Origin of the sequence: Pseudomonas sp. CJQ_9 (genome assembly GCF_043106615.1) — a bacterium.
Lineage (GTDB): Bacteria > Pseudomonadota > Gammaproteobacteria > Pseudomonadales > Pseudomonadaceae > Aquipseudomonas > Aquipseudomonas juntendi.
Map to the genome: position 1 here is coordinate 1 of NZ_JBICMS010000045.1, position 22,207 is coordinate 22,207.

General features: G+C 63.5%; 19 protein-coding genes. 15 read left to right on the forward strand and 4 right to left on the reverse strand.

The window, feature by feature from the left end:
* Positions 1 to 131: 131 nt before the first annotated feature.
* From tauA to tauD, 4 genes are read left to right on the forward strand one after another with little or no spacing between them, the layout of a single operon-like run.
* Complete coding sequence (tauA, locus tag ACF8SD_RS08430; RefSeq protein ID WP_274411359.1) at positions 132 to 1,103, forward strand: taurine ABC transporter substrate-binding protein; 972 nt, start codon at positions 132 to 134, stop codon at positions 1,101 to 1,103.
* Positions 1,104 to 1,116: 13 nt separating this feature from the next.
* Complete coding sequence (gene tauB, locus ACF8SD_RS08435; RefSeq protein WP_029884770.1) at positions 1,117 to 1,905, forward strand: taurine ABC transporter ATP-binding subunit; 789 nt, start codon at positions 1,117 to 1,119, stop codon at positions 1,903 to 1,905.
* On the forward strand, positions 1,902 to 2,741 hold the full coding sequence (gene tauC, locus ACF8SD_RS08440) for a taurine ABC transporter permease TauC (protein ID WP_274411357.1): 840 nt from the start codon (positions 1,902 to 1,904) through the stop codon (positions 2,739 to 2,741). The genes tauB and tauC overlap by 4 nt, the downstream gene beginning before the upstream one ends.
* 48 nt (positions 2,742 to 2,789) lie before the next feature.
* Complete coding sequence (gene tauD, locus ACF8SD_RS08445) at positions 2,790 to 3,623, forward strand: taurine dioxygenase (RefSeq protein WP_274411356.1); 834 nt, start codon at positions 2,790 to 2,792, stop codon at positions 3,621 to 3,623.
* A gap of 301 nt (positions 3,624 to 3,924) precedes the next feature.
* Here the strand turns inward: tauD and betT are convergent, their stop codons facing one another.
* Both betT and epsC read right to left on the reverse strand, forming a co-directional pair.
* Positions 3,925 to 5,928 carry a choline transporter BetT gene (betT, locus tag ACF8SD_RS08450; protein WP_054905731.1) on the reverse strand — a complete coding sequence of 668 codons (2,004 nt, stop codon included), beginning with the start codon at positions 5,926 to 5,928 and terminating at the stop codon, positions 3,925 to 3,927.
* 287 nt (positions 5,929 to 6,215) lie between these two features.
* Positions 6,216 to 7,190, reverse strand: a complete 975-nt coding sequence (epsC, locus tag ACF8SD_RS08455) for a serine O-acetyltransferase EpsC (RefSeq protein WP_392484425.1) — start codon at positions 7,188 to 7,190, stop codon at positions 6,216 to 6,218.
* A gap of 266 nt (positions 7,191 to 7,456) precedes the next feature.
* Here epsC and tcyJ point away from each other — a divergent pair, with 266 nt between their 5' ends.
* The 9 genes from tcyJ (at position 7,457) to ACF8SD_RS08500 (ending at position 16,492) form a co-directional block, all read left to right on the forward strand.
* Entirely contained in the window at positions 7,457 to 8,251 is a 795-nt protein-coding gene (tcyJ, locus tag ACF8SD_RS08460; protein WP_392484424.1) for a cystine ABC transporter substrate-binding protein, read from the forward strand.
* Complete coding sequence (gene tcyL / locus ACF8SD_RS08465) at positions 8,248 to 8,916, forward strand: cystine ABC transporter permease (protein WP_009682229.1); 669 nt, start codon at positions 8,248 to 8,250, stop codon at positions 8,914 to 8,916. The genes tcyJ and tcyL overlap by 4 nt, the downstream gene beginning before the upstream one ends.
* A gap of 2 nt (positions 8,917 to 8,918) precedes the next feature.
* A complete protein-coding gene (gene tcyN / locus ACF8SD_RS08470) occupies positions 8,919 to 9,677 on the forward strand; it encodes an L-cystine ABC transporter ATP-binding protein TcyN (protein WP_054914111.1) in 759 nt (252 codons plus the stop codon).
* 306 nt (positions 9,678 to 9,983) lie between these two features.
* Positions 9,984 to 11,225: an SfnB family sulfur acquisition oxidoreductase gene (locus ACF8SD_RS08475; RefSeq protein ID WP_392484423.1), complete on the forward strand. Its 1,242-nt coding sequence runs from the start codon at positions 9,984 to 9,986 to the stop codon at positions 11,223 to 11,225.
* Positions 11,226 to 11,375: 150 nt separating this feature from the next.
* A complete protein-coding gene (locus ACF8SD_RS08480) occupies positions 11,376 to 12,557 on the forward strand; it encodes an SfnB family sulfur acquisition oxidoreductase (RefSeq protein ID WP_392484422.1) in 1,182 nt (393 codons plus the stop codon).
* Complete coding sequence (locus ACF8SD_RS08485; protein WP_173887232.1) at positions 12,557 to 13,954, forward strand: LLM class flavin-dependent oxidoreductase; 1,398 nt, start codon at positions 12,557 to 12,559, stop codon at positions 13,952 to 13,954. Before ACF8SD_RS08480 ends, ACF8SD_RS08485 begins: the two co-directional genes overlap by 1 nt.
* On the forward strand, positions 13,947 to 14,747 hold the full coding sequence (locus ACF8SD_RS08490) for a MetQ/NlpA family ABC transporter substrate-binding protein (RefSeq protein ID WP_173887230.1): 801 nt from the start codon (positions 13,947 to 13,949) through the stop codon (positions 14,745 to 14,747). The genes ACF8SD_RS08485 and ACF8SD_RS08490 overlap by 8 nt, the downstream gene beginning before the upstream one ends.
* 1 nt (position 14,748) lies before the next feature.
* A complete protein-coding gene (locus ACF8SD_RS08495) occupies positions 14,749 to 15,858 on the forward strand; it encodes a methionine ABC transporter ATP-binding protein (protein WP_392484421.1) in 1,110 nt (369 codons plus the stop codon).
* Complete coding sequence (locus ACF8SD_RS08500; protein WP_274411352.1) at positions 15,848 to 16,492, forward strand: methionine ABC transporter permease; 645 nt, start codon at positions 15,848 to 15,850, stop codon at positions 16,490 to 16,492. Before ACF8SD_RS08495 ends, ACF8SD_RS08500 begins: the two co-directional genes overlap by 11 nt.
* Positions 16,493 to 16,523: 31 nt before the next feature.
* On the opposite strand, the gene dibA is transcribed toward ACF8SD_RS08500, so the two are convergent.
* On the reverse strand, positions 16,524 to 18,419 hold the full coding sequence (gene dibA / locus ACF8SD_RS08505; RefSeq protein ID WP_392484420.1) for a phosphodiesterase DibA: 1,896 nt from the start codon (positions 18,417 to 18,419) through the stop codon (positions 16,524 to 16,526).
* A gap of 146 nt (positions 18,420 to 18,565) precedes the next feature.
* Here dibA and desA point away from each other — a divergent pair, with 146 nt between their 5' ends.
* Both desA and ACF8SD_RS08515 read left to right on the forward strand, forming a co-directional pair.
* Complete coding sequence (gene desA / locus ACF8SD_RS08510) at positions 18,566 to 19,750, forward strand: delta-9 fatty acid desaturase DesA (protein ID WP_110678935.1); 1,185 nt, start codon at positions 18,566 to 18,568, stop codon at positions 19,748 to 19,750.
* A 99-nt stretch (positions 19,751 to 19,849) separates the two neighbouring features.
* Positions 19,850 to 20,878, forward strand: a complete 1,029-nt coding sequence (locus ACF8SD_RS08515) for a GGDEF domain-containing protein (RefSeq protein WP_392484419.1) — start codon at positions 19,850 to 19,852, stop codon at positions 20,876 to 20,878.
* A gap of 21 nt (positions 20,879 to 20,899) precedes the next feature.
* Here ACF8SD_RS08515 and ACF8SD_RS08520 read toward each other — a convergent pair whose 3' ends face one another.
* Positions 20,900 to 22,162, reverse strand: coding sequence for a response regulator (locus ACF8SD_RS08520; protein WP_173887221.1), 1,263 nt, complete (start codon positions 22,160 to 22,162; stop codon positions 20,900 to 20,902).
* Between the last annotated feature and the right edge of the window lie 45 nt (positions 22,163 to 22,207).

The window sequence follows — 22,207 nt, forward strand, 5'->3', positions numbered from 1 at the left end:
CGCCCCATCGCGACACAAGGCCGCTCCTACAGCTTTACCTCCTAAGCTAATGCGAAAAAGTTATTTATTTTAAATTTTTTAGATCATTTAGCCTTCTCGCATACCCCAGTTTGCCTGACGAGAGGTTCACCATGATCCCGCATGCCCCGCTGCGACTGTTCGCCGCCCTGACCCTCGCCAGCGCCAGCTGGCTGGCCCAGGCGGCCGACCTGACCGTTGCCTACCAGACCACTGTCGACCCCGCCAAGGTGGCGCAGGTAGATGGCGACTACGAAAAAGCCAGCAAGGCCAGCATTGACTGGCGCAAGTTCGATAACGGCGCCGATGTGATCACCGCAGTAGCCAGCGGTGACGTGCAGATCGGCTACTTGGGCTCCAGCCCGCTGGCCGCCGCCGCCACCCGCAAGCTGCCGGTCGAGACGTTTCTGATTGCAACGCAGATTGGCGCAGGCGAGGCTCTGGTCGCCCGCGACAGCATCAAGACGCCACAAGACCTGGTCGGCAAGAAAGTCGCCGTGCCATTCGTTTCAACTGGCCACTACAGCTTGCTGGCAGCCCTGAAGACCTGGAACATCGACCCCTCCAAGGTGCAGATACTCAACCTCGCGCCCCCTGCGATCATTGCCGCCTGGAAACGCGGCGACATCGACGCCACCTACGTCTGGGACCCGGCCCTGGGCGTGGCCAAGGAAAACGGCAAGGTGCTGATCACCTCGGGCGAGCTGGCCGCAAAAGGCGCACCCACCTTCGATGCCTGGATCGTGCGCAAGGACTTCGCCGAGAAGCACCCCGACGTGGTCAAGGCTTTCGCCAAGGTCACCCTCGATGCCTACGCCGAATACCGCAAAGACCCGCAAGCCTGGCTGGCGGAAAAAGGCAACGTGGACAAACTGGTGAAGCTGTCCGGCGCCAAGGCCAGCGACATTCCGGTGCTGCTGGAGGGCAACGTCTACCCACTGGCCGCCGACCAGGCCAGCGCACTGGGCGCACCCACCACCCAGGCACTGACCGACACGGCCAACTTCCTCAAGCAGCAAGGCAAGGTTGACGCCGTACTGCCGGACTACTCGCCGTACGTCAGCGCCAAGTTCCTTCCAAACTGAACCGGAGCCCGCCATGGCCTTGCTCGAACTGGAGCGCATCAGCGCACAGTACCCCGGTGCCGCCACCCCGGTGCTGGCCGACATCAACCTGAGCCTGGGGCCGCGCCAACTGCTGGTGGCCCTGGGGCCATCCGGCAGCGGCAAAACCTCGCTGCTCAACCTGATCGCCGGCTTCGTTACCCCCAGTGGCGGCCGCATCACCCTCGACGGTGTACCGGTGCAAGGGCCTGGAGCCGAGCGCGGTGTGGTGTTCCAGGACGACGCGCTGCTGCCCTGGCAGAACGTGCTGGGCAACGTCGCATTCGGCCTGGAGCTGGCCGGCGTACCGCGCGCCGAGCGTGAAGCCAAAGCCCGCGAGATGCTGGCCCTGGTCGACCTCGCCGGCTTCGGCGAGCGGCGCATCTGGCAGTTGTCCGGCGGCCAGAAGCAACGCGTGGGCCTGGCCCGGGCGCTGGCAGCCGACCCACGGGTGCTATTGATGGACGAACCGTTCGGCGCCCTCGATGCCTTCACCCGCGAGCAGATGCAGGCGTTGCTGCTGCAGGTATGGCAACGCACCGCCAAGCCGGTGTTCCTGATTACCCACGACATCGAAGAAGCGGTATTCCTGGCCAGCGAACTGGTACTGCTGGCGCCCAACCCGGGGCGCGTGGTGGAACGCCTGCAACTGGACTTCGGCCAGCGTTATGCCGCTGGCGAATCGGCCCGGGCGATCAAGTCCGACCCGGCCTTCATCGAAACCCGCGAGCACGTACTGGCGCGGGTGTTTTCCCAACGCCAAAGCCTGCAGGAGCGCGCATGAGCAGCCTGGACCTGCCGGTAACCGGCAAACACAACGCCCAACCCAGGCCAGCCATCAAGCTGCGCCAGCCACGTTCCACCCGCTGGATCAGCACCCTGACCCTCGCCAGCCTTTTGCTGGCGTGGTGGCTGGTGACTGCCGCCGGCTGGGTCGAGCCGCTGTTCCTGCCCTCGCCCGGCGACATCCTGGCCAAGGGCTGGACCTTGCTGACCCAGGGTTACATGGATGCCAGCCTGTGGCAGCACCTGGGCGCCAGCCTGGGGCGCATCGGCGTGGCCCTGCTGGCCGCCGCGCTGACCGCCATCCCGGTGGGCATCGCCATCGGCTACAACCGCGTGGCACGCGGCATCCTCGACCCGCTGATCGAGTTTTACCGGCCGATACCGCCGCTGGCCTACCTGCCCTTGATTGTCATCTGGTGCGGCATCGGCGAGCTGTCGAAGGTATTGCTGATCTTCCTGGCGATCTTTGCGCCGATCGCCATTGCCACCGCCACCGGTGTACGTACCGTCGACCCGGCCAAGTTGCGTGCAGCGCAGTCGCTGGGCGCAAGCAAGGCTCAGCTGATCCGGCACGTGATCCTGCCAAGCGCGCTACCCGACATCCTCACCGGGATCCGCATCGGCCTGGGGGTTGGCTGGTCGACGCTGGTAGCCGCCGAGCTGATTGCCGCCACCAGTGGCCTGGGCTTCATGGTGCAGTCGGCGGCGCAGTTTCTGGTTACCGACGTAGTAGTGCTGGGCATCCTGCTGATCGCCTTGATCGCCTTCGCACTGGAAATGAGCCTGCGCGCCCTGCAACGCAAGCTGGTGCCCTGGCACGGGCAAAGCCACTGAACCCCATTGTCCACGCCAGCACACTGGCGCCTGATTGAAGAGACTGACATGAGCCTGACCATCACTCCCCTCAGCCCGGCGCTCGGCGCCCAGATCAGCGGCGTGGACATCAGCCGCGACATCACCGCAGCACAACGCGACGCCATTGAACAGGCGCTGCTGCAGCACCAGGTGCTGTTCTTCCGCGACCAGCCGATCAACCCGGAACAACAGGCGCGCTTTGCCGCCCGCTTCGGCGACCTTCACATTCACCCGATCTACCCCAATGTGCCGGACACCCCGCAGGTGCTGGTGCTCGACACGGCGGTCACTGATGTGCGCGACAACGCCGTGTGGCACACCGACGTGACCTTCCTGCCAACCCCGGCACTGGGTGCGGTGCTCAGTGCCAAGCAGTTGCCGGCCTACGGTGGCGATACCTTGTGGGCCAGCGGCATCGCTGCCTTTGAAGCCTTGTCGGCGCCGCTGCGGGGCATGCTCGACGGGCTGACCGCCACTCACGACTTCACCAAGTCGTTCCCGCTGGAACGCTTTGGCACCACCGCTGAAGACCTGGCGCGCTGGGAAGCCACGCGGCGCAACAATCCACCCTTGTCGCACCCGGTGGTGCGTACGCATCCGGTGAGCGGGCGCAAGGCGTTGTTCGTCAATGAGGGGTTTACCACGCGCATCAATGAGCTGAGCGAGCTGGAGAGCGAGGCGTTGCTGAAGCTGCTGTTCGCCCATGCCACACGGCCGGAGTTCAGCATTCGCTGGCGCTGGCAGGAGAATGACGTGGCGTTCTGGGACAACCGCGTGACCCAGCATTTTGCCGTGGATGACTACCGGCCCAATCGGCGGGTGATGCATCGGGCGACGATCCTCGGGGATGTGCCCTTTTAGTTGTTGCCTGTACCGGCCTCTTCGCGGGCAAGCCCGCTCCCACAGGTCCGGCACCGGTTTCGAAACCTGTGATGTGCCTGTGGGAGCGGGCGTGCCCGCGAAAAGGCCAGAACAGGAACGCCTGACCCCACAGGTCCGGCACCGGTTTCGAAACCTGTGATGTACCTGTGGGAGCGGGCGTGCCCGCGAAAAGGCCAGAGCAGGAACGCCTGACCCCACAGGTCCGGCACCGGTTTCGAAACCGGTGATGTACCTGTGGGAGCGGGCGTGCCCGCGAAGAGGCCAGAGCAGGAACGCCTGGTCAGCGGACCAGATGCAGGAACTGCATGTGCCGCTCGTACTGGTCGAGGATGTCGTTGATGATCTGCTCCTTGCTGTAGCCAACCAGGTCGTAGTTCTGGCTGCCTTCGCTCAGGTACACCTCCGCCCGGTAGTAGCGGCGGTTCTTCAACTCCTGCGTGCCCAGCCCACCCAGGGCGAACGATGGCGTGAAGTAGCCACGCATCTGCACCTGGTAAATGAACGGCTGTTCTTCACCATGCCCCACTTTCAGGCTGACGTTGTCGTGGCTTGGGTCATCCTGGGTAATCAGCACCAGGCCTTTTTGCTCGAACACCTCACGCACATCGGCAATCGCCGGGCGCACCACATCGTCCATGAAGCGGTACACCTCGTCACGCGACGGGAAGTGCACCGCCTGGCTCAAACGTTGACGCCAGCCGCCACGGCCGCGGCGTGACTGGGCGAACGGTGCCAGCGAGTGCATTTGCGCGATCTGCCGTTGCGACTCCAGGTAGAAGGCCTTGTGCAACCCCCACATCATGCACAGCAAGATCAACGAGAAGGGCAGCGAGGTCAGTACCACCGCCGACTTCAGCGAATCGATGCTGCCCGCGAACAGCAGCGCACTGGTGACCAGCGCGGTCATCGCGCCCCAGAAAATGCGCAGCCAGTTCGGCCCGTCCTCATCGGCATCCCCACCGGTGGCCGACAAGGTCGACAGCACCACGGTGCCAGAGTCGGCCGAGGTGACGAAGAACACGAAACTGATGAACACCGTGGTGGCGATCACCACCTTGCTCCAGGGGTAGGTTTCCAGCAGCAGGTACAGGCTCATGGACGGGTTGTCCAAAGCCGACTGGCCCAGCGCGGTCATGCCGTGGTTAATGACCTGGTCCAGGGCACTGTTGCCGAAGATCGACATCCACGCCAGGGTGAAGCCCAGCGGAATCAGCAGCACGCCAAAGACGAACTCGCGGATGGTACGGCCGCGGGAAATGCGCGCAATGAACAAGCCCACGAACGGCGCCCAGGCAATCCACCAGGCCCAGTAGAACACTGTCCAGCCACCCAGCCAGTCGCGGTTCTCACCGTAGGCATACACGTCGAAACTCTTGCGCGGCAAGGCGCCCAGGTAATCGCCAAGGTTCTGGATGAGGGTGTTGAACAGGTGCTGGGTAGGCCCGGCGAACAGCACGAACAGCAGCAGTGCGCAGGCCAGGAACAGGTTGATGTCGCTCATTACCCGCACGCCCTTCTCTACCCCGGCAACGGCTACGGCCACTGCCGCGCCCATCATCAGGGTGATGAGGATCACCTGCACCCACTGGCTGTGGCTGATGCCGAACAGGTAATCCAGGCCGGCGTTCAGGTGCAGCACGCCAAAGCCCATGTCGGCGCCCAGGCCGAACACGGTGGCGATGATACCGAAGCCGTCCACCGCATAACCGATCGGCCCGTTGATGCGCTTGCCGATCAGCGGGTACAGCGCCGAACGCAACGCCAACGGCAGGTTATGGCGGTAGGCGAAGTAGGCCAGCGCCATGCCGACGAAGGCGAACACGCCCCAACCATGCAACCCCCAGTGCAGGAACAGGATCTGCATGGCCTGGCGCCCGGCCTCGGCAGTGCCCGCTTCGCCTTGGGGCGGCTGCAGCATATGGGTCAGCGGTTCGGACACACAGAAGAAGAACAACGTAATGCTGATGCCAGCCGCAAACAGCATGCCGGCCCATGACAGGTAACTGAACTCGGGCTCGTCGTGGTCGGCACCGAGCTTGATCTTGCCGTAGCCGGACAAGGCGGTGACCACCACGAAGACCAGGTACAGCGTCATTGCCAACATGTAGTACCAGCCGACCGTATTGGCCGCCCAGTTCTGCGCCGCCAGCAACCAGTCGCCTGCGGTTTGCGGGTTGGAGATGACCACCAGGCCGAAGATAAGGATGAAGCTTGCCGCAAAGTAGAACACCGGCGGGTTCATGCGGATCTTGCTGTTGGAAAGGGATGGGGTCGGTGCACTCATGGGGCAGGCACCTCGTCAAAAGACGTGAGGTTCGGAATGAACGGGTTCAGCAAAGGAATCCTCCTGTTGAACACCGGCAGCGGACCAGCGTTTTTCATTGAACAAGCGTTCAAGTTAAACATGGATCGGTGTTCAATGCGAATTGGGGCGCCGACTGGCGCGCTTCTGGCCCGGCCTTTTCGCGGGTGAACCCGCGCCTGGCGCGCACATCGGTCGCTCGCTGTGCGGTCCTTGTAGGAGCCCGTTTCACCTTGAAAAGTGCCGGTGCACGCCAGGCAAATTTCAGGTCAATGCTTGTCCTGGCAATCCAGCTGCAAGTTGGCCTGGGTGATGTTGCTGTCGGCTGGCACACTGCGGGTCAGCCACACGTTGCCGCCAATGGTCGAGCCCTTACCGATGGTGATGCGCCCCAGTACCGTGGCGCCGGCATAGATCACCACATCGTCTTCGACGATTGGGTGGCGTGGCAGGCCTTTGTGCAAGGTGCCCGACTCGTCGCTTGGGAAACGCTTGGCGCCAAGAGTCACAGCCTGGTAGATACGCACGCGCTCGCCGATGATCGCAGTTTCGCCGATGACCACCCCCGTACCGTGGTCGATGAAAAAACTCGGCCCGATCTGCGCGCCAGGGTGAATGTCGATACCAGTGGCTGAATGCGCCAGTTCCGAACTGATGCGCGCCAGCAGTGGCAGGCCTGCCCGGTACAGATGGTGCGCCAGGCGGTGGTGGATGATCGCCAGGATGCCCGGGTAGCACAGCAGTACCTCATCGACGCTACGGGCCGCCGGGTCGCCGTGGTAGGCAGCCAGCACATCGGTGTCGAGCAACACCCGCAGCGCTGGCAAGGCTGCCGCGAAATCCTGTACCAGGCCCAGCGCGTGAGCATCCACACCGGCCAGTTCGGCCTTGCTTTGCCGGGCGGCGTAACGCAGCTCCAGGCGGGCCTGGGCCAGCAAGGCGGTCAGGGCAGCATCGAGGGTGTGGCCCACGTAGAAATCTTCACTTTCTTCGCGCAGGTCGACCGGGCCCAGGCGCATAGGGAACAGCGCACCACAGAGTTGCTCGAGAATCTGCCGCATCGCCTCGCGCGACGGCAGCTCGCGGCCACCCTGCTCGCCGCTGCTGCGGCCATTGCGGGTGCGCCACTGCTCACGCGCGCCGCGCAGGCCGGTTACGATGCTCTGCAACTGCCAGCGCCCGGATGATGGTTGTTCGCTCACGGTTTTTCTCCTGCCGTATAGGCCATCGGGTTGTTTCGCCATGCCCGCGAAAGGGCCGGGCGTACCTGCGTGCAATCCACTCTACGGCAAATCCGCCGCTTGGAAAAAACTACGCTTTATTCCATCCTTCGCCATGTCGGACACACCCTGCGGTGACGGCGCAGGCAACCTCGCCTACCCTCAAAGCAATCACGCTCTGACACTAAACAAAATGGAAATAACAACATAATTTTTTATTATTTCCAGGCCTAAAAAGCCAACCCTATAGTCGCCACCCTCTCACTACACAACAAGCGCGGGGCTCTGCCATGTCGAAGTTCGCCAAACCGCTACTCAATGCCAGCCTGGCCCTTCTGCTGGGTGCTGGTCTGCTCGGCCAGGCCTTCGCCGGCGAAGAGCTGAAAACCATTCAGGAAAAAGGCGTGATCAACGTCGGCCTCGAAGGCACCTACCCGCCGTTCAGCTTTCAGGATGAAAACGGCAAGCTGACCGGTTTCGAAGTCGAGCTCTCCGAACTGCTGGCCAAAGAGCTGGGGGTCAAGGCCAAGATCCAGCCAACCAAGTGGGACGGTATTCTGGCCGCGCTGGAGTCCAAACGGCTGGACATCGTGGTCAACCAGGTGACCATCTCGGAAGAACGCAAGAAGAAGTATGACTTCTCCGAGCCTTACACCATCTCCGGCATCCAGGCGCTGATCCTCAAGAAGAAGGCCGAGCAGCTGAATATCAACAGTGCGCAGGATCTGGCCGGCAAGAAGGTCGGCGTGGGTCTGGGCACCAACTACGAGCAGTGGGTGAAGCAGGACGTACCGAAAGCGGACGTGCGCACTTATGAAGACGACCCAAGCAAATTCGCCGACCTGCGCAACGGCCGCATCGACGCCATCCTGATCGACCGCCTGGCGGCGCTGGAATACGCGCAAAAAGCCAAGGACACCGAACTGGCCGGCCCTGCCTTCTCGCGCCTGGAAAGCGGCGTGGCCCTACGCAAGGGCGAGCCTGAACTGTTGGCGGCCATCAACAAGGCCATCGACAAGCTCAAGGCTGACGGCACGCTGGCCAAGCTGTCGGAAAAATATTTTGGTGCCGATGTCACTAAATGATCGCCGAAAGCCTGCAACTCGTCGCCGACTCCGCGCCCTTCCTGCTCAAGGGCGCGGGTTACACCGTACTGCTCAGCGTGGGCGGCATGTTCTTCGGCCTGGTGCTGGGCTTTGCCCTGGCGCTGATGCGGCTGTCGAAGGTATTGCCGCTCAACTGGCTGGCCCGGATCTATGTGTCGTTCTTTCGCGGCACGCCGCTGCTGGTGCAACTGTTCGTAATCTATTTCGGCATGCCGCAGATCGGGATCGAACTCGACCCGATTCCGGCCTCGCTGATTGGCCTGTCGCTGAACATGGCGGCTTATATCTGCGAAATCCTGCGCGCGGCGATTTCATCGATTGACCGTGGCCAATGGGAAGCCGCGGCCAGCATCGGCATGACCCGGGTGCAGGCCATGCGCCGGGCGATCTTGCCCCAGGCCCTGCGCACCGCCCTGCCACCGCTGGGCAACAGTTTCATTTCGCTGGTCAAGGACACCGCCCTGGCAGCCACCATCCAGGTACCCGAGCTGTTCCGCCAGGCCCAGCTGATTACTGCGCGCACCTTTGAAGTGTTCACCATGTACGTGGCGGTGGCGGTTATCTACTGGGTGCTGTGCAGCATCCTCGCGCACTTCCAGAACCGTATGGAAGCGCGGGTCAACCAGCATGACCAGGAGCATTGAGCATGATTGAAGTCAAAGGCCTGACCAAGCGGTTCAAGGGCCAGACCGTGCTCAACGGCATTGACCTGACCGTACAGCCCGGCGAGGTGGTGGCCATCATCGGCCCCAGCGGCTCGGGCAAGACCACCTTCCTGCGCTGCCTTAACCTGCTGGAAACGCCCGACGCCGGGCAGATCCAGATCGGCGCCATCAGCATCGATGCCAACCGCCCGCTGGGGGGGCAGCAAAGTGCAATCCGCCGGTTGCGCCAGCAGGCGGGGTTTGTGTTCCAGAATTTCAACCTGTTTCCGCACCGCACAGCCTTGGAAAACGTGATCGAAGGGCCGGTGATCGTCAAGAAGACCCCGCGCGAACAGGCTGTCGAACTGGGCCGCCGCTTGCTGGCCAAGGTTGGCCTGGCGGGCAAGGAAGATGCCTACCCGCGGCGCCTGTCCGGTGGCCAGCAGCAGCGGGTGGCCATTGCCCGCGCCTTGGCCATGGAGCCCGAGGTGATTCTGTTCGACGAGCCGACCTCGGCGCTGGACCCGGAACTGGTGGGTGAAGTGCTGGCGACCATTCGCGGCCTGGCCGAAGAAAGGCGCACCATGGTCATCGTCACGCACGAAATGAGCTTTGCCCGGGACGTGGCTAACCGGGTGATCTTCTTCGACAAAGGCGTGATCGTGGAGCAAGGCGAGGCCAAAGCGCTGTTTGCGGCGCCGAAGGAAGAGCGTACCCGGCAGTTCTTGCGCAAGTTCCTTGGGACTGCTGCTTCCGAGTAGGCCTGCTCTGGGCCCTTCGCGGGCTCGCCCGCTCCCACAGGGTTAACGATGGCCGTGCAGGAGCGGGTTCATCCGCGAAGAGGTCGGCGTAGCCAGCGAAATCTCTTCTTCTATATATATTCCAAAGTGTTAGTTCATTAAATTTTTATAAAGCTTTAGGGTATATCAACCGGACCACCGGACCAGCACACGTTCGCCGCGACCAGCTGTAGCGGCTTTACTTTTCGCGAGGTCAGGAATGGTCAGCATCACAATTTCCCCAGTGCGTAACGCCAGGGCATTGAGTACAGCCAAGGAGCGGTACTGATGTCCAGCCAACCCAACACCCTATTACACAGCGATCTCGACAGCGCTCCCCCGTTGCTGCCAGCCAAGGTGTTGCGCAACGACGCCGAAGCCTTGCAAGCGGCACGCGAACTGGCCGAGGTCGCCCGCGAGCATGCCGCCCGCCGCGACCAGCAACGCAAGCTGCCATGGGCCGAGGTCGAGCTGTTCACCCGCAGCGGGCTGGGTAGCATCAGCGTGCCCAAGGCCCACGGTGGCCCCGATGTTTCGTTCGCCACCATCGCCGAAGTGTTCCGCCTGATCAGCGCCGCCGACCCGGCCCTGGGGCAGATCCCGCAGAACCAGTTCGGCATCTTGCAACTGCTGCGCCTGACGGCAAGCGAAGCGCAACAGGCGTTTGTTTTCCGCAGCGTGCTCGAAGGCTGGCGCATCGGCAATGCCGGGCCCGAGCGCGGCACCAAGGACACCCTCACGCTCACCGCGCGTATCACCCGCAACGGCGACGGTTATCGCATCAGTGGCGAGAAGTTCTATTCCACCGGCGCCCTGTTCGCCCATTGGGTGGCGGTCAAAGCCTTGGACGACGACGGCCGTCAGCGCCTGGCGTTCGTACGTAGAGGCAGCCCGGGGCTGCGCATCGTCGATGACTGGTCCGGGTTTGGCCAGCGCACCACCGCCAGCGGCACGGTGCTGCTGGACCAGGTGCCGGTGGAGGCGGCGCTGGTGATCGACAACTGGCGCCAGCGCGATATACCCAATACCCAGGGCGCGGTCTCGCAGTTGATCCAGGCAGCAATCGATGCAGGTATCGCTGAAGCGGCCATCGAAGATGCGATCAAGTTCGTTCGCGAGAAGTCGCGGCCTTGGGTCGACGCCAATGTCGAGCGCGCCAGCGACGATCTTTACGTGATCGCTGACGTCGGGCACCTGAAGCTTGAACTGCATGCGGCGCAAGCGTTGCTACGCAAGGCCGCGCAGGTGCTTGACGAGGTCAGCGCCGCGCCAGTCGATGCCGCGAGCGCTGCGCGCGCGTCCATTGCGGTGGCCGAAGCCAAGGTGCTGACCACTGAAATTGCCTTGCAGGCCAGCGAAAAGCTGTTCGAGCTGGCTGGCAGCCGCGCCACCCTTGCCGAATTCAACCTCGACCGCCACTGGCGCAATGCCCGGGTGCACACGCTGCATGACCCGGTGCGCTGGAAGTACCACGCGGTTGGGGCTTACCACCTTAACGGGACCTTGCCCGCGCGGCATTCCTGGATCTGAATTCAATGGCCTTGGGGGCTGCTTTGCAGCCCATCGCGACACAAGGCCGCTCCTACCCGTGGCGCGGACCGGCATGGAACCGCGTATCCCTGCAGGAGCGGCCCTGTGTCGCGATGGGCCGCATTGCGCTCCCAAGGCCCGGAGAAACCCATGACCATCAGAATCATCACCAGCGACACCCAAGCCCTGCATGTCGCCGACGAAATCGCCCAACAACTGCGCCGCGACAGCGCCCTGCGCGACCGCGAACGCCGGCTGCCGCACAGCGAACTGGACCTGTTCACCCGCTCCGGCCTGTGGGCCATCAGTGTGCCCAAGGCCTTCGGCGGCGCTGGCGTGTCCAACGTCACCCTGGCCAAGGTCATCGCCCGCATCGCCCAGGCCGACGGCTCGCTGGGGCAGATCCCACAGAATCATTTCTACAGCCTGGAAGTACTGCGGGTAAACGGCAGCCCCGAACAACAGAAGCGGCTGTATGGCGAAGTGCTGGCCGGCCGCCGTTTCGGCAATGCCCTGGCCGAGCTGGGTACCAAGACCGCCAACGAACGCACCACCCGCCTGAGCCGTGACGGGGACGGCTTTCGCATCAACGGCCGCAAGTTCTACGCGACTGGCGCCATCTACGCCCAGCGTATCCCTACGTCGGTGGTCGATGAACAGGGCGTGCAGCACCTGGTGTTCGTGCCAGCCGATAGCCAGGGCGTACAGGTGATCGACGACTGGAGCGGCTTCGGACAACGCACCACCGGCAGCGGCTCGGTCCTGTTGGACAACGTTTTTGTCAGCGCAGCGGACGTGGTGCCTTTCCAGAGCGCCTTCGAGCGCCCCACCCCGGTCGGCCCGCTGGCGCAGCTTCTTCACGCCGCCATCGACACCGGCATCGCCCGCGCCGCCTACGAGGATGCCCTGCACTTCGTGCGCACCCGCAGCCGACCATGGGTCGACGCAGGCCTGGACAAGGCAAGCGCTGACCCACTGACGTTGAAAAGCTTCGGCCACCTGGCAATCCGCCTGCACGCGGCCGAAGCCCTGCTGGAACGCGCTGGCGAATACCTCGACCGCGCCCGCAACGACAGCACCGCCGACACCGTCGCCGCAGCGTCTATCGCCGTGGCCGAAGCGCGTGCCATCAGCACGGAAATCGCGCTTGCCGCCGGCACTGCCCTGTTCGAACTGAGTGGGAGCCAAGCGACGCTGGCCGAGCACAACCTCGACCGCCATTGGCGCAACGCCCGCGTGCACACCTTGCACGACCCGGTCCGCTGGAAATACCACGCCATCGGCAATTACTACCTCAACGACGTCAACCCGCCACGCCGGGGGACCCTCTGATGGCCAAGCAAATCCTGCTCAATGCCTTCAACATGAACTGCGTAGGGCACATCAACCACGGCCTGTGGACCCACCCACGGGACACTTCGACCCAGTACACCAGCCTGGAGTACTGGACCCAGCTCGCACGCCTGCTGGAGCGCGGCCTGTTCGATGGGCTGTTCATCGCTGATATCGTCGGCACCTACGATATCTATGGGCAATCGCTGGACGTCACCCTCAAGGAGGCCATCCAGTTGCCGGTCAATGACCCCTTGCTGCTGGTTTCGGCCATGGCCGCCGTCACTCGCCACCTGGGTTTCGGCCTTACCGCCAACCTGACCTACGAGGCGCCGTACCTGTTCGCCCGGCGCCTATCCACCCTGGACCACCTGAGCCAGGGCCGGGTTGGCTGGAACATCGTCACCGGTTACCTCGACAGTGCCGCCCGGGCCATGGGCCTGGCACAGCAACCCGAACATGACCGCCGCTACGACCAGGCTGACGAGTACCTGCAGGTGCTGTACAAGCTGCTGGAGGGCAGCTGGGCCGACGACGCGGTGGTCGCTGACCGCGAGCAGCGCATTTATGCCCGCCCCGACAAGGTGCGCAAGGTGCAGCACCAGGGCGAGTTCTACAAGGTCGAGGGCTACCACCTGTGCGAACCCTCGCCGCAACGCACCCCGGTACTGTTCCAGGCAGGCAGTTCGCAACGCGGCCTGGGCTTCGCCGGGCAACATGCCGAATGTGTGTTCATCAGCGCTCAGGACAAGACCGCGGCCCGCGCCCAGGTCGAGCAGGTACGCGCGGCTGCCTCGGCTGCCGGGCGCGACCCGCAGGCGGTCAAGGTCTTCATGGGCATCACGGTGATCGTCGCGGCGACCGAGCAACAGGCCCAGGCCAAGCATGCCGAGTATCTGCAGCACGCCAGCGCCGAGGCCGGAGTCGCACATTTTGCGGCCTCGACCGGCATTGACTTCGCGGCCTATGCACTGGACGAGCCGATCCCCTTCAGCCAGGGCAACGCCATTCAGTCAGCCACGCGCCAGTTGCAGGGCAACGCCTGGACCCGCCGGCGCCTGTTGCAACAGCACGCGCTGGGCGGGCGCTACGTGAAGGTGGTCGGCGACCCCGAGCAGGTCGCCGAACAGTTGATCGCCTGGCTCGACGAGACCGGCCTGGACGGCTTCAACCTGACCCGCACCGTCACCCCGGAGAGCTTTGAGGACTTCATCGACCTGGTCGTTCCTCGACTGCAACAACGCGGCCGCTACAAGACCGCGTACGCCGAGGGCACCCTGCGCCAGAAACTGTTCCAGGCCGACCACCCGCACTTGCCCGCCGACCACCCTGGTTCGGCTTACCGCTTTACCCGCACTCCTACCCCTGCACCGACTGGAGCCCTGCACCATGCTTGAAAAACTGTTCCGGCCCGTCGTGGCCATCGCCCTGTCCCTCGGCCTGTGCGCCGCTGCCCAGGCCGCCGAACCCCTGAAGATCGGCACTACCTCGGCCTTTGCGATCCCGCTGGAAGCCGCCGTGGAAGAAGCCCACAAGCAAGGCCTGGAGGTGAAGCTGATCGAGTTCAGCGACTGGATCGCGCCCAATGTCAGCCTCAACAGCGGCGACATCGACGTAAACTACTTCCAGCACATCCCGTTCCTGGAGAATGCCAAGGCGGCTGCGGGCTTCGACCTGGTGCCCTATGCACCGGGGATCATCAACAACGTGGGGTTGTACGCGAAAAAGTACAAAAGCTTCGCCGACCTGCCTGAGGGGGCGAGCGTGGCCATCGCCAACGACCCGATCAACAGTGGCCGCGGCCTGCAACTGCTGGCCAAGGCCGGGTTGATCACGCTCAAGCCTGGGGTTGGCTACAAAGCCACCGAGGACGACATTGTCGCCAACCCGAAAAAGCTGAAGATCCTGCAGGTCGAAGCCGTGCAGTTGGTGCGTGCCTATGACGACGCCGACCTGGTGCAGGGGTACCCGGCATACATTCGCCTGGCCAACAGCTTCGATGCCAGTTCAGCGCTACTGTTCGACGGCCTGGAAAACAAGGAGTACGTGATTCAATTCGTGATTCGCCCGCAGAGCAAAAACGACCCACGCCTGGCACAGTTCGTCGACATCTACCAACATTCGCCTGCCGTACGCGCAGCGTTGGACAAGGCTCACGGCAAGCTGTACCAGGCCGGTTGGGAAGGCTGACATGAGCCAGGCCAGCGCATTCAAGGCGCCCACCCCCCAACCACTAGCGTCAACGGCCAGGGAGCACGCCCTGCACCCGGAAATCAATCAAGCCCATGTACGCTTCATCGGCCTGGGCAAGACCTACCCTGGGCAGGCGCAACCCGCCTTGCACGGCATTGACCTGAACATTCGCCAGGGCGAAGTGTTCGGCATCATCGGCCGCAGCGGCGCCGGCAAATCTTCGTTGCTACGCACCATCAACCGCCTGGAACGCCCTAGTCACGGCCGGGTACTGATCGACCAGGTCGACATCGCGGCGTTCGATGACGACCAGCTGGTGGCGCTGCGCCGGCGTATCGGCATGATATTCCAGCATTTCAACCTGCTGTCGGCGAAGACGGTGTGGCAGAACGTCGAGCTGCCCTTGAAGGTGGCGGGCGTGGCCAAGGGCGAGCGCCAGCGCAAGGTCCGGGAGCTGCTGGCGCTGGTCGGCCTGCAGGAGAAACACCACGTGTACCCAGCGCAGTTGTCAGGCGGGCAGAAACAGCGCGTGGGCATTGCCCGGGCACTGGTGCATGACCCCGAGATCCTGCTGTGCGACGAAGCCACCTCCGCGCTGGACCCGGAGACCACGGCCTCGATCCTGGAACTGCTGCGCGATATCAACCGGCGCCTGGGCCTGACCATCGTGCTGATTACCCACGAGATGGCGGTCATCCGTGATATCTGCCACCGGGTGGTGGTGCTGGACCGCGGCGAGGTGGTCGAGCAGGGCGAAGTCTGGCGTGTCTTCGGCGCCCCTCACCACGAGGTCACCCGAACCCTGCTTGCGCCGCTGCAGGCGCGGCTGCCTGCGGCGCTGCAAGCCAGCCTGCAGCCCCACCCCACAAGCCGTGACTGCGCCGTGGTATTGCAACTGAGTATGCTTGGCGAGCCTGAACTGTCTGCCCTGTTCCACGACCTGGGCGGTCGCGTGCGCCTGCTGCAGGGCGGCGTGGCGACCATTGGCGAGCACGCCTTGGGCCAGTTGATACTGTCGGTGCAGCATGCACCGCACGATACCCAACAATTGCTGCAACGCGCCCGCCGTTGGGCGGACAACGTGGAGGTGCTGGGCCATGTGGTTTGATCGTCTGCTGGAAGGCTTGCTCGATACCCTGCTGATGGTTGGCGTGTCGTCGCTTATCGCCCTGCTGCTGGGGGTACCCCTAGCGCTGCTGCTGGTCACCAGCGGCAAGGGCGGCATATTCGAGGCAGCTTTGCTGAACCGGGTACTGGGCGCCTTCGTCAACCTGTTCCGCTCGATCCCGTTCCTGATCCTGATGGTCGCGCTGATCCCGTTCACCCGGCTGGTGGTGGGTACGACCTATGGTGTGTGGGCTGCGGTTGTCCCGCTGACCATCGCCGCCACGCCGTTCTTTGCCCGGATCGCCGAGGTCAGCCTGCGCGAAGTCGACCATGGCTTGGTGGAAGCCGCGCAGGCCATGGGTTGCCGGCGCTGGCACATTGTCTGGCATGTGTTGTTGCCCGAAGCGTTGCCAGGCATTGTCGGCGGTTTCACCATCACCTTGGTGACCCTGATCAACTCCTCGGCCATGGCCGGGGCGATCGGTGCCGGAGGGCTAGGCGACATCGCCTACCGGTATGGCTACCAGCGCTTCGACAGCCAGATCATGCTGACCGTGATCGCCATGCTTGTGGCGCTGGTGGCGTTGATCCAGCTGGGTGGCGACCGATTGGCGAAAGGCTTGAACAAGCGTTGAGTTCTTCGCGGCTCAACCCGCGAAGAGGCCCTTAACCCCAGCGCAAATCCGCAGCCGGCACCGGCCGCCCGAACCAGTACCCCTGCCCCAGCTGGCACTGCTCCTGCAGCAGGAAGGCGGCCTGCTCTGCCTGCTCGATACCCTCGGCATGCACCTGCATGCCCATGCTGCGGGCCAGGGCGATAATCACCCGCACGATCGCGATGTCATCCTCATCCAGCGGCAAGCCAGCAACGAAGCCCTGGTCGATTTTCAGCTTCTGAACGGGCAAACGCTTGAGCCGCAGCAGCGAAGAGTAGCCGGTGCCGAAGTCATCAATGGCCAGGGTCACGCCAAGCTCACGCAAGCGGTGAAGTTGCTCCAGCGCCACCTCCGGGTCTTCCATCACAGCGCTTTCGGTCACTTCCAGCTCCAGCAAGGCGGGGGCCAGGCCGGTGTCGTGCAGGACGTCGGCCACTTGGCGGTACAACTCGTGCTGGCCAAACAGCCGGCTGGAGATGTTCACCGCCACGAACGCCAATTGCCGGCCTTGCGCTTGCCACTGGACCATTTGCCAGCAGGCCTGGCGCAGCACCCAGGCGTCGATCTCGGCAATCAGGCCAGTACGCTCGGCGATCGGGATGAACTCGATCGGCGGCACCAGGCCGCGCTGCGGATGCTGCCAGCGCACCAACGCCTCGACCCCGACCAGGCTGCCGGTCGCCAGGTCCTGTACCGGCTGGAAGAACACCCGCAGTTCGTCATGCTCCAGCGCCCGACGCAACTCGCCGGCCGTCTCGACCCGGTGCTGGGCGTGGGCCGTCAGCTCTTCGGTGTATAGCGCATAACACGCACGCCCATTACCCTTGGCCTTGTACAACGCCGAATCGGCGTTGCGCAGCAACTGCTCGGCACACAAGGCATCGCTGGGGAACAGGCTGATACCGGCACTGACACTGATGAACAGCCGATGGCCATCGAACAGGAACGGCTCGCGCATGCGCTCGATGATGCCCTGCGCCAGTTTGCCTGCCTGGCCGACTTGCTGGCAGCCTTCGGCGAGCACGCCGAACTCGTCGCCGCCCAGGCGAGCCAAAGTCACACCGCTGCCCAGTATCTTGCCCAGGCGCTCCCCCACCAGCCTCAGCAACTGGTCACCGATGGTGTGGCCAAGGCCATCGTTGATGCTCTGGAAGTGGTCCAGGTCCAGCAGCAGCAGGGCGCACCCACGCTTGTTGGCCTGCGCTGCGGCCAGGGCCTGCTCGACGCGGTCGTTGAACAGCAAGCGGTTGGGCAGGCCGGTCAGCGGGTCGTGGTGGGCCAGGTAGGCCAACTCCTGCTCCGAATGCTTGATCGCGCTGATGTCACTGAACACGGCCACGTAATGGCTCAGCTCCCCCTCATCATCGCGGATAGCGGAGATGGTCTGCCACTGCGGGTAGATTTCGCCGCTTTTGCGCCGGTTCCAGATTTCGCCGCTCCACTCGCCCTTTTCAGCCAGGGTGGCGTAAACCTGCTGGTAGAAGGCCTGGCCATGGCGGCCCGACTTGAATTTGCTCGGGCGCTGGCCGATGACCTCGTGCTGCTGGTAACCGGTAATGCGCATGAAGGCGCGGTTGACGTGCACGATCAAGCCCTGGCGGTCCGTCACCAGTACCCCTTCGAGGGTACTGTCGAAGACGGCGGCGGCCATGCGCAGACGTTCTCGGTCTTCGCAGCGCAACCGCGCGCCATGGCCGATGAAATTGAGCAGGCGCACCCGCGACACATAAATCAGCAAGGCACTGCACAGCACCCAGACCACCACGTTGATCTGCCGCCCCACGGTCGATGCCAGGGGGTCGTCGGTCATGCTCTGCAGCATTACCTCGGCCAGCACCAGCCAGAGGATCGAGAGCACCACATAAAGCGCGGCCATGCGCAAGGCGTCGCGAACGGAAACAGACATGTCGGGTGGGGTAGCCCATTGAAAAGAAAGGGGCATTATAAAGGCTGAAACATGTCGTGACCTCCTGTCTGAACAGTTGACTGGTTTTATTTCCCCACCAAGGGATAATCGACCCTTCCCCCCGCATTTCGAGGGCATTTACATCTATGTGGTACAACGGCCTGCTCGACTTGTCGGCCTGGCAACTGGTCGGCATCACCCTGTTGATGACCCACGTGACCATTGTCAGCGTCACGGTCTACCTGCATCGCTACTCTGCGCACCGAGCCCTTGAGCTCAACGGCGCGCTCAAGCATTTCTTCCGTTTCTGGCTGTGGCTGACCACGGCGCAGAACACCCGAGAGTGGACGGCGGTCCACCGTAAGCACCACGCCAAGTGCGAAACACCCGACGACCCGCACAGCCCCGTGCACAAAGGCCTGAGCACGGTGTTGCGCAAAGGCGCCGAGCTGTATCGTGAAGAGGCCCGCAACCCAGACACCCTGCGCATCTACGGCAAGAACTGCCCTGATGACTGGATCGAGCGCAACCTTTACTCGCGTTACAAACTGGGCGGCATCGCGTTGATGGCCGTGATCGACCTGCTGCTGTTCGGCACCCTCGGTATCACCATCTGGGCGGTCCAGATGATGTGGATCCCGTTCTGGGCTGCCGGTGTCGTCAACGGCCTGGGCCACGCGTTCGGCTACCGCAACTTCGAATGCCGTGACGCGGCCACCAACCTGGTGCCGTGGGGCATCGTGATCGGCGGTGAAGAGCTGCACAACAATCACCACACCTACCCCAATTCGGCCAAGCTGTCGGTCAAGCGCTGGGAGTTCGACATGGGCTGGGCGTGGATCCGTCTGTTCTGCCTGCTGCGCCTGGCCAAGGTGCAGCGTGTGGCGCCGATTGCCCATCGGGTGGAAGGCAAAGGTAGCCTGGACATGGACACCGCCATGGCGATCCTCAACAACCGCTTCCAGATCATGGCCCAGTACCGCAAATTGGTGATCGCCCCACTGGTAAAGCTGGAACTGGCGCGTGTCGACGCCTCGGTGCGCCACCACTTCCGCCGTGCCAAGCGCCTGCTATCCCGTGAAACCAGCCTGCTCGAAGACCGCCATCATGTGCGCATCGAATCGATGCTTGCGCACAGCCAGGCCCTGAAGACCATCTACGAAAAGCGCCTGGCCTTGCAGCAGATCTGGGCCCGCACCAGCGCCAACGGCCATGACATGCTGGCCGCCATCAAGGACTGGGTACACGAAGCCGAAACCAGTGGTATTCAAGCCCTGCGCGACTTCGCGGCACAGCTGAAAACCTATTCCCTGCGCCCGATCGGCGCCTGATCGCCGTTGATCGGCACGCCCCAGCATGGGGCGTGCCAGCTGGAACTTCCCCACCTCGCCCCCACTCAAACCCCGCACATCGCCCGCGTGGCGGGCAGGATGCTGGCCGCACGCTTTCACGTCGAGACTCGCTACGTGCACATGGCCAAGAATATTCCAATGACATCGCCAGGCCCGGTACCACCGGGAGCCGCCCGCACTTTACTGGCGCTCCTTCATGCGCAAGGTGAAGTCGCCCGCCTGAGCGAACGCGAACAGCTGTTCAGCTCGTTGCTCGAAAGTGTCAACGCGGTGCTCTGGGCCTTCGATTGGGAAACACGCGAAGTGCTGTACGTAAGCCCCGCCTACGAGCGCATCTTCGGCCGCCCGGCCAGCCTGGTACTGGCCGACTTCAACGAGTGGCGCGACAGCATCTACCCCGACGACCTGGAATACGCCGAGCGCAGCCTGGCCCAGGTGCTGCTCAAAGGCGCGGTCGAGGACCGCGAGTACCGTATCATCAATGCCGACGGGCAAGTGCGCTGGTTGAGCGACAAGTGCTACATCAACCAGCAGCATGACGGCGACCGCGTGATCATCGTCGGCATTGCCGAAGACATCACCGAGAAAAAGCAGCTGGAAGGCGAGTTACAGCGCCTGGCCACCACCGACGTGCTGACCCAAAGCAGCAACCGCCGGCACTTCTTCGAATGCGCCCAGGCGGCATTTGACAGCGCCCGGGAAAACGGCACGCCATTGGCCTTCCTGCTACTGGACATCGACGACTTCAAACAGATCAACGACAGCTATGGCCACCAGGAAGGCGACCAGGTGCTGCAGCACATCGCTGACAGCGGCAAGGCCGTGCTGCGCCGTGGCGACCTGTTTGGGCGTATTGGCGGCGAAGAGTTCGCGGCGGTGTTCCCAGGGTGCAGTGCCGAGCTGGCCGGGCAGATTGCCGAGCGGCTGCAGCGGCAGATTCAGCGTTTGAGCTTCAGCCATGGGGCGCAGACTTACGGGGTAACGGTGAGCCAGGGGCTTACCGGGTTGACCGATGAAGATGTGGCCCTGGACAGCCTGTATGCCCGCGCCGATGCGGCGATGTACCAGGCCAAGCGGCAGGGCAAGAACCAGATCGTGCGCGGTTGATCCCCCTGAAGCCTGCCCGGCTCAAGGCACATTGTCGGCTTGTATCGGGCCTTCAGCCGCGGGCTGCGAACTGGGTTCGGGGTGCTCCACCTTGCGCAACCGGCTCAGCTCCGGCAAGCCCATCTTCAGCAAACGCGCTGTCTTGCCACTGGCAATCTTCGCCAGCCCCTGCTCAGCCGGTAGCCGTGCCAACTGCCCGGCCAGGTTCATGGCCAGAATTTCGCGCGAATACACCCCGCCACCAAGTTGGTAGATCGCCGCGATCAGCTCGCGTAAAGCCAACGGCAAGCGCCAACGGGTGCGCAGGGCCGAGCCAAATGCGGCACCGAACTCGTTGAGCGACAACTGGACCTTGTCCTCGTCCAGCTCGCCACCTGCCAGTCGCCATTCCTGCAGGCAGCGCAGCACCGCCAGGTCGCCCAGGCAATGCAGCAACCCTGCGCAATAGCAAAGCCCTTCGTCCAGCGCCAGCAGGCGCGCCAGCGTACGGCCATATTCAGCGGTGTGCAGGGACAACGCCCAGTAATGCGCCGCATGCTGCGCCAGCAAGGGCTCGCTGAGGCGGGCGCTGCGCTTGAGGGTCATGCCCAGAATCAGGTTCATGCTTTGTGTGCTGCCCAGCTTGTTCAAGGCTTGCAGCAGGGTTTGCACCGGTGCTTCACGGTGCAGCGCCGCGCTGTTGGCGGCCGCTATCAGCACCGCCGTCACCTGCGGGTCACGGCAGACCTCTTCCTCCAGCACCTTCAGGTTAAGGCCCTCAGGGTTCAGTGCTCGCTTGATCGCCACCTGCAAATCGGCCAGCAGCGGCCCGCCATCGGCAGTAGCCCGGCGCTGTTCGAGGTAAGCGCGCAGGCTGGCACCGGCCTGCAAGGGCGGCACCGGGCAGGCAACTTCTTCGCCCACGCCCAGCAGCAATTGTTCCAGGCGCTTGCGCAGGTTACCCAGGTTCAGGGGCTTGCTCAGGTACGCCGTGGGGTGCAGCGGCAGGGCTTCACGCACACTCGCACTGTCGCTGCGGTTGCTCATGAGGATGAACGGCAACCCCGACCCTTTGGCGCGTACCTTGCGCAGCAGGTCGAGGCCGTCGATGCCAGCCAGCTCACGTGCTGCAATGATCAGGTCCGGCTTGGCGGCCAGGGCGCTGAGCGCTTGCGAGCCGTCGGCGCAGACCTGAAGGCGGGCATCGCAGCGAACGCTCAGCAGCATCTCACTGAGCATGTCGCGTACCCATGGGTCGCCTTCGACGATCAGTACGCTCGGTGGGGTGGGCTCTGCAGCGTTCATCCAACTACTCCTGTAAAACCTTGCCTCAGCCTTTTACAACGTGCT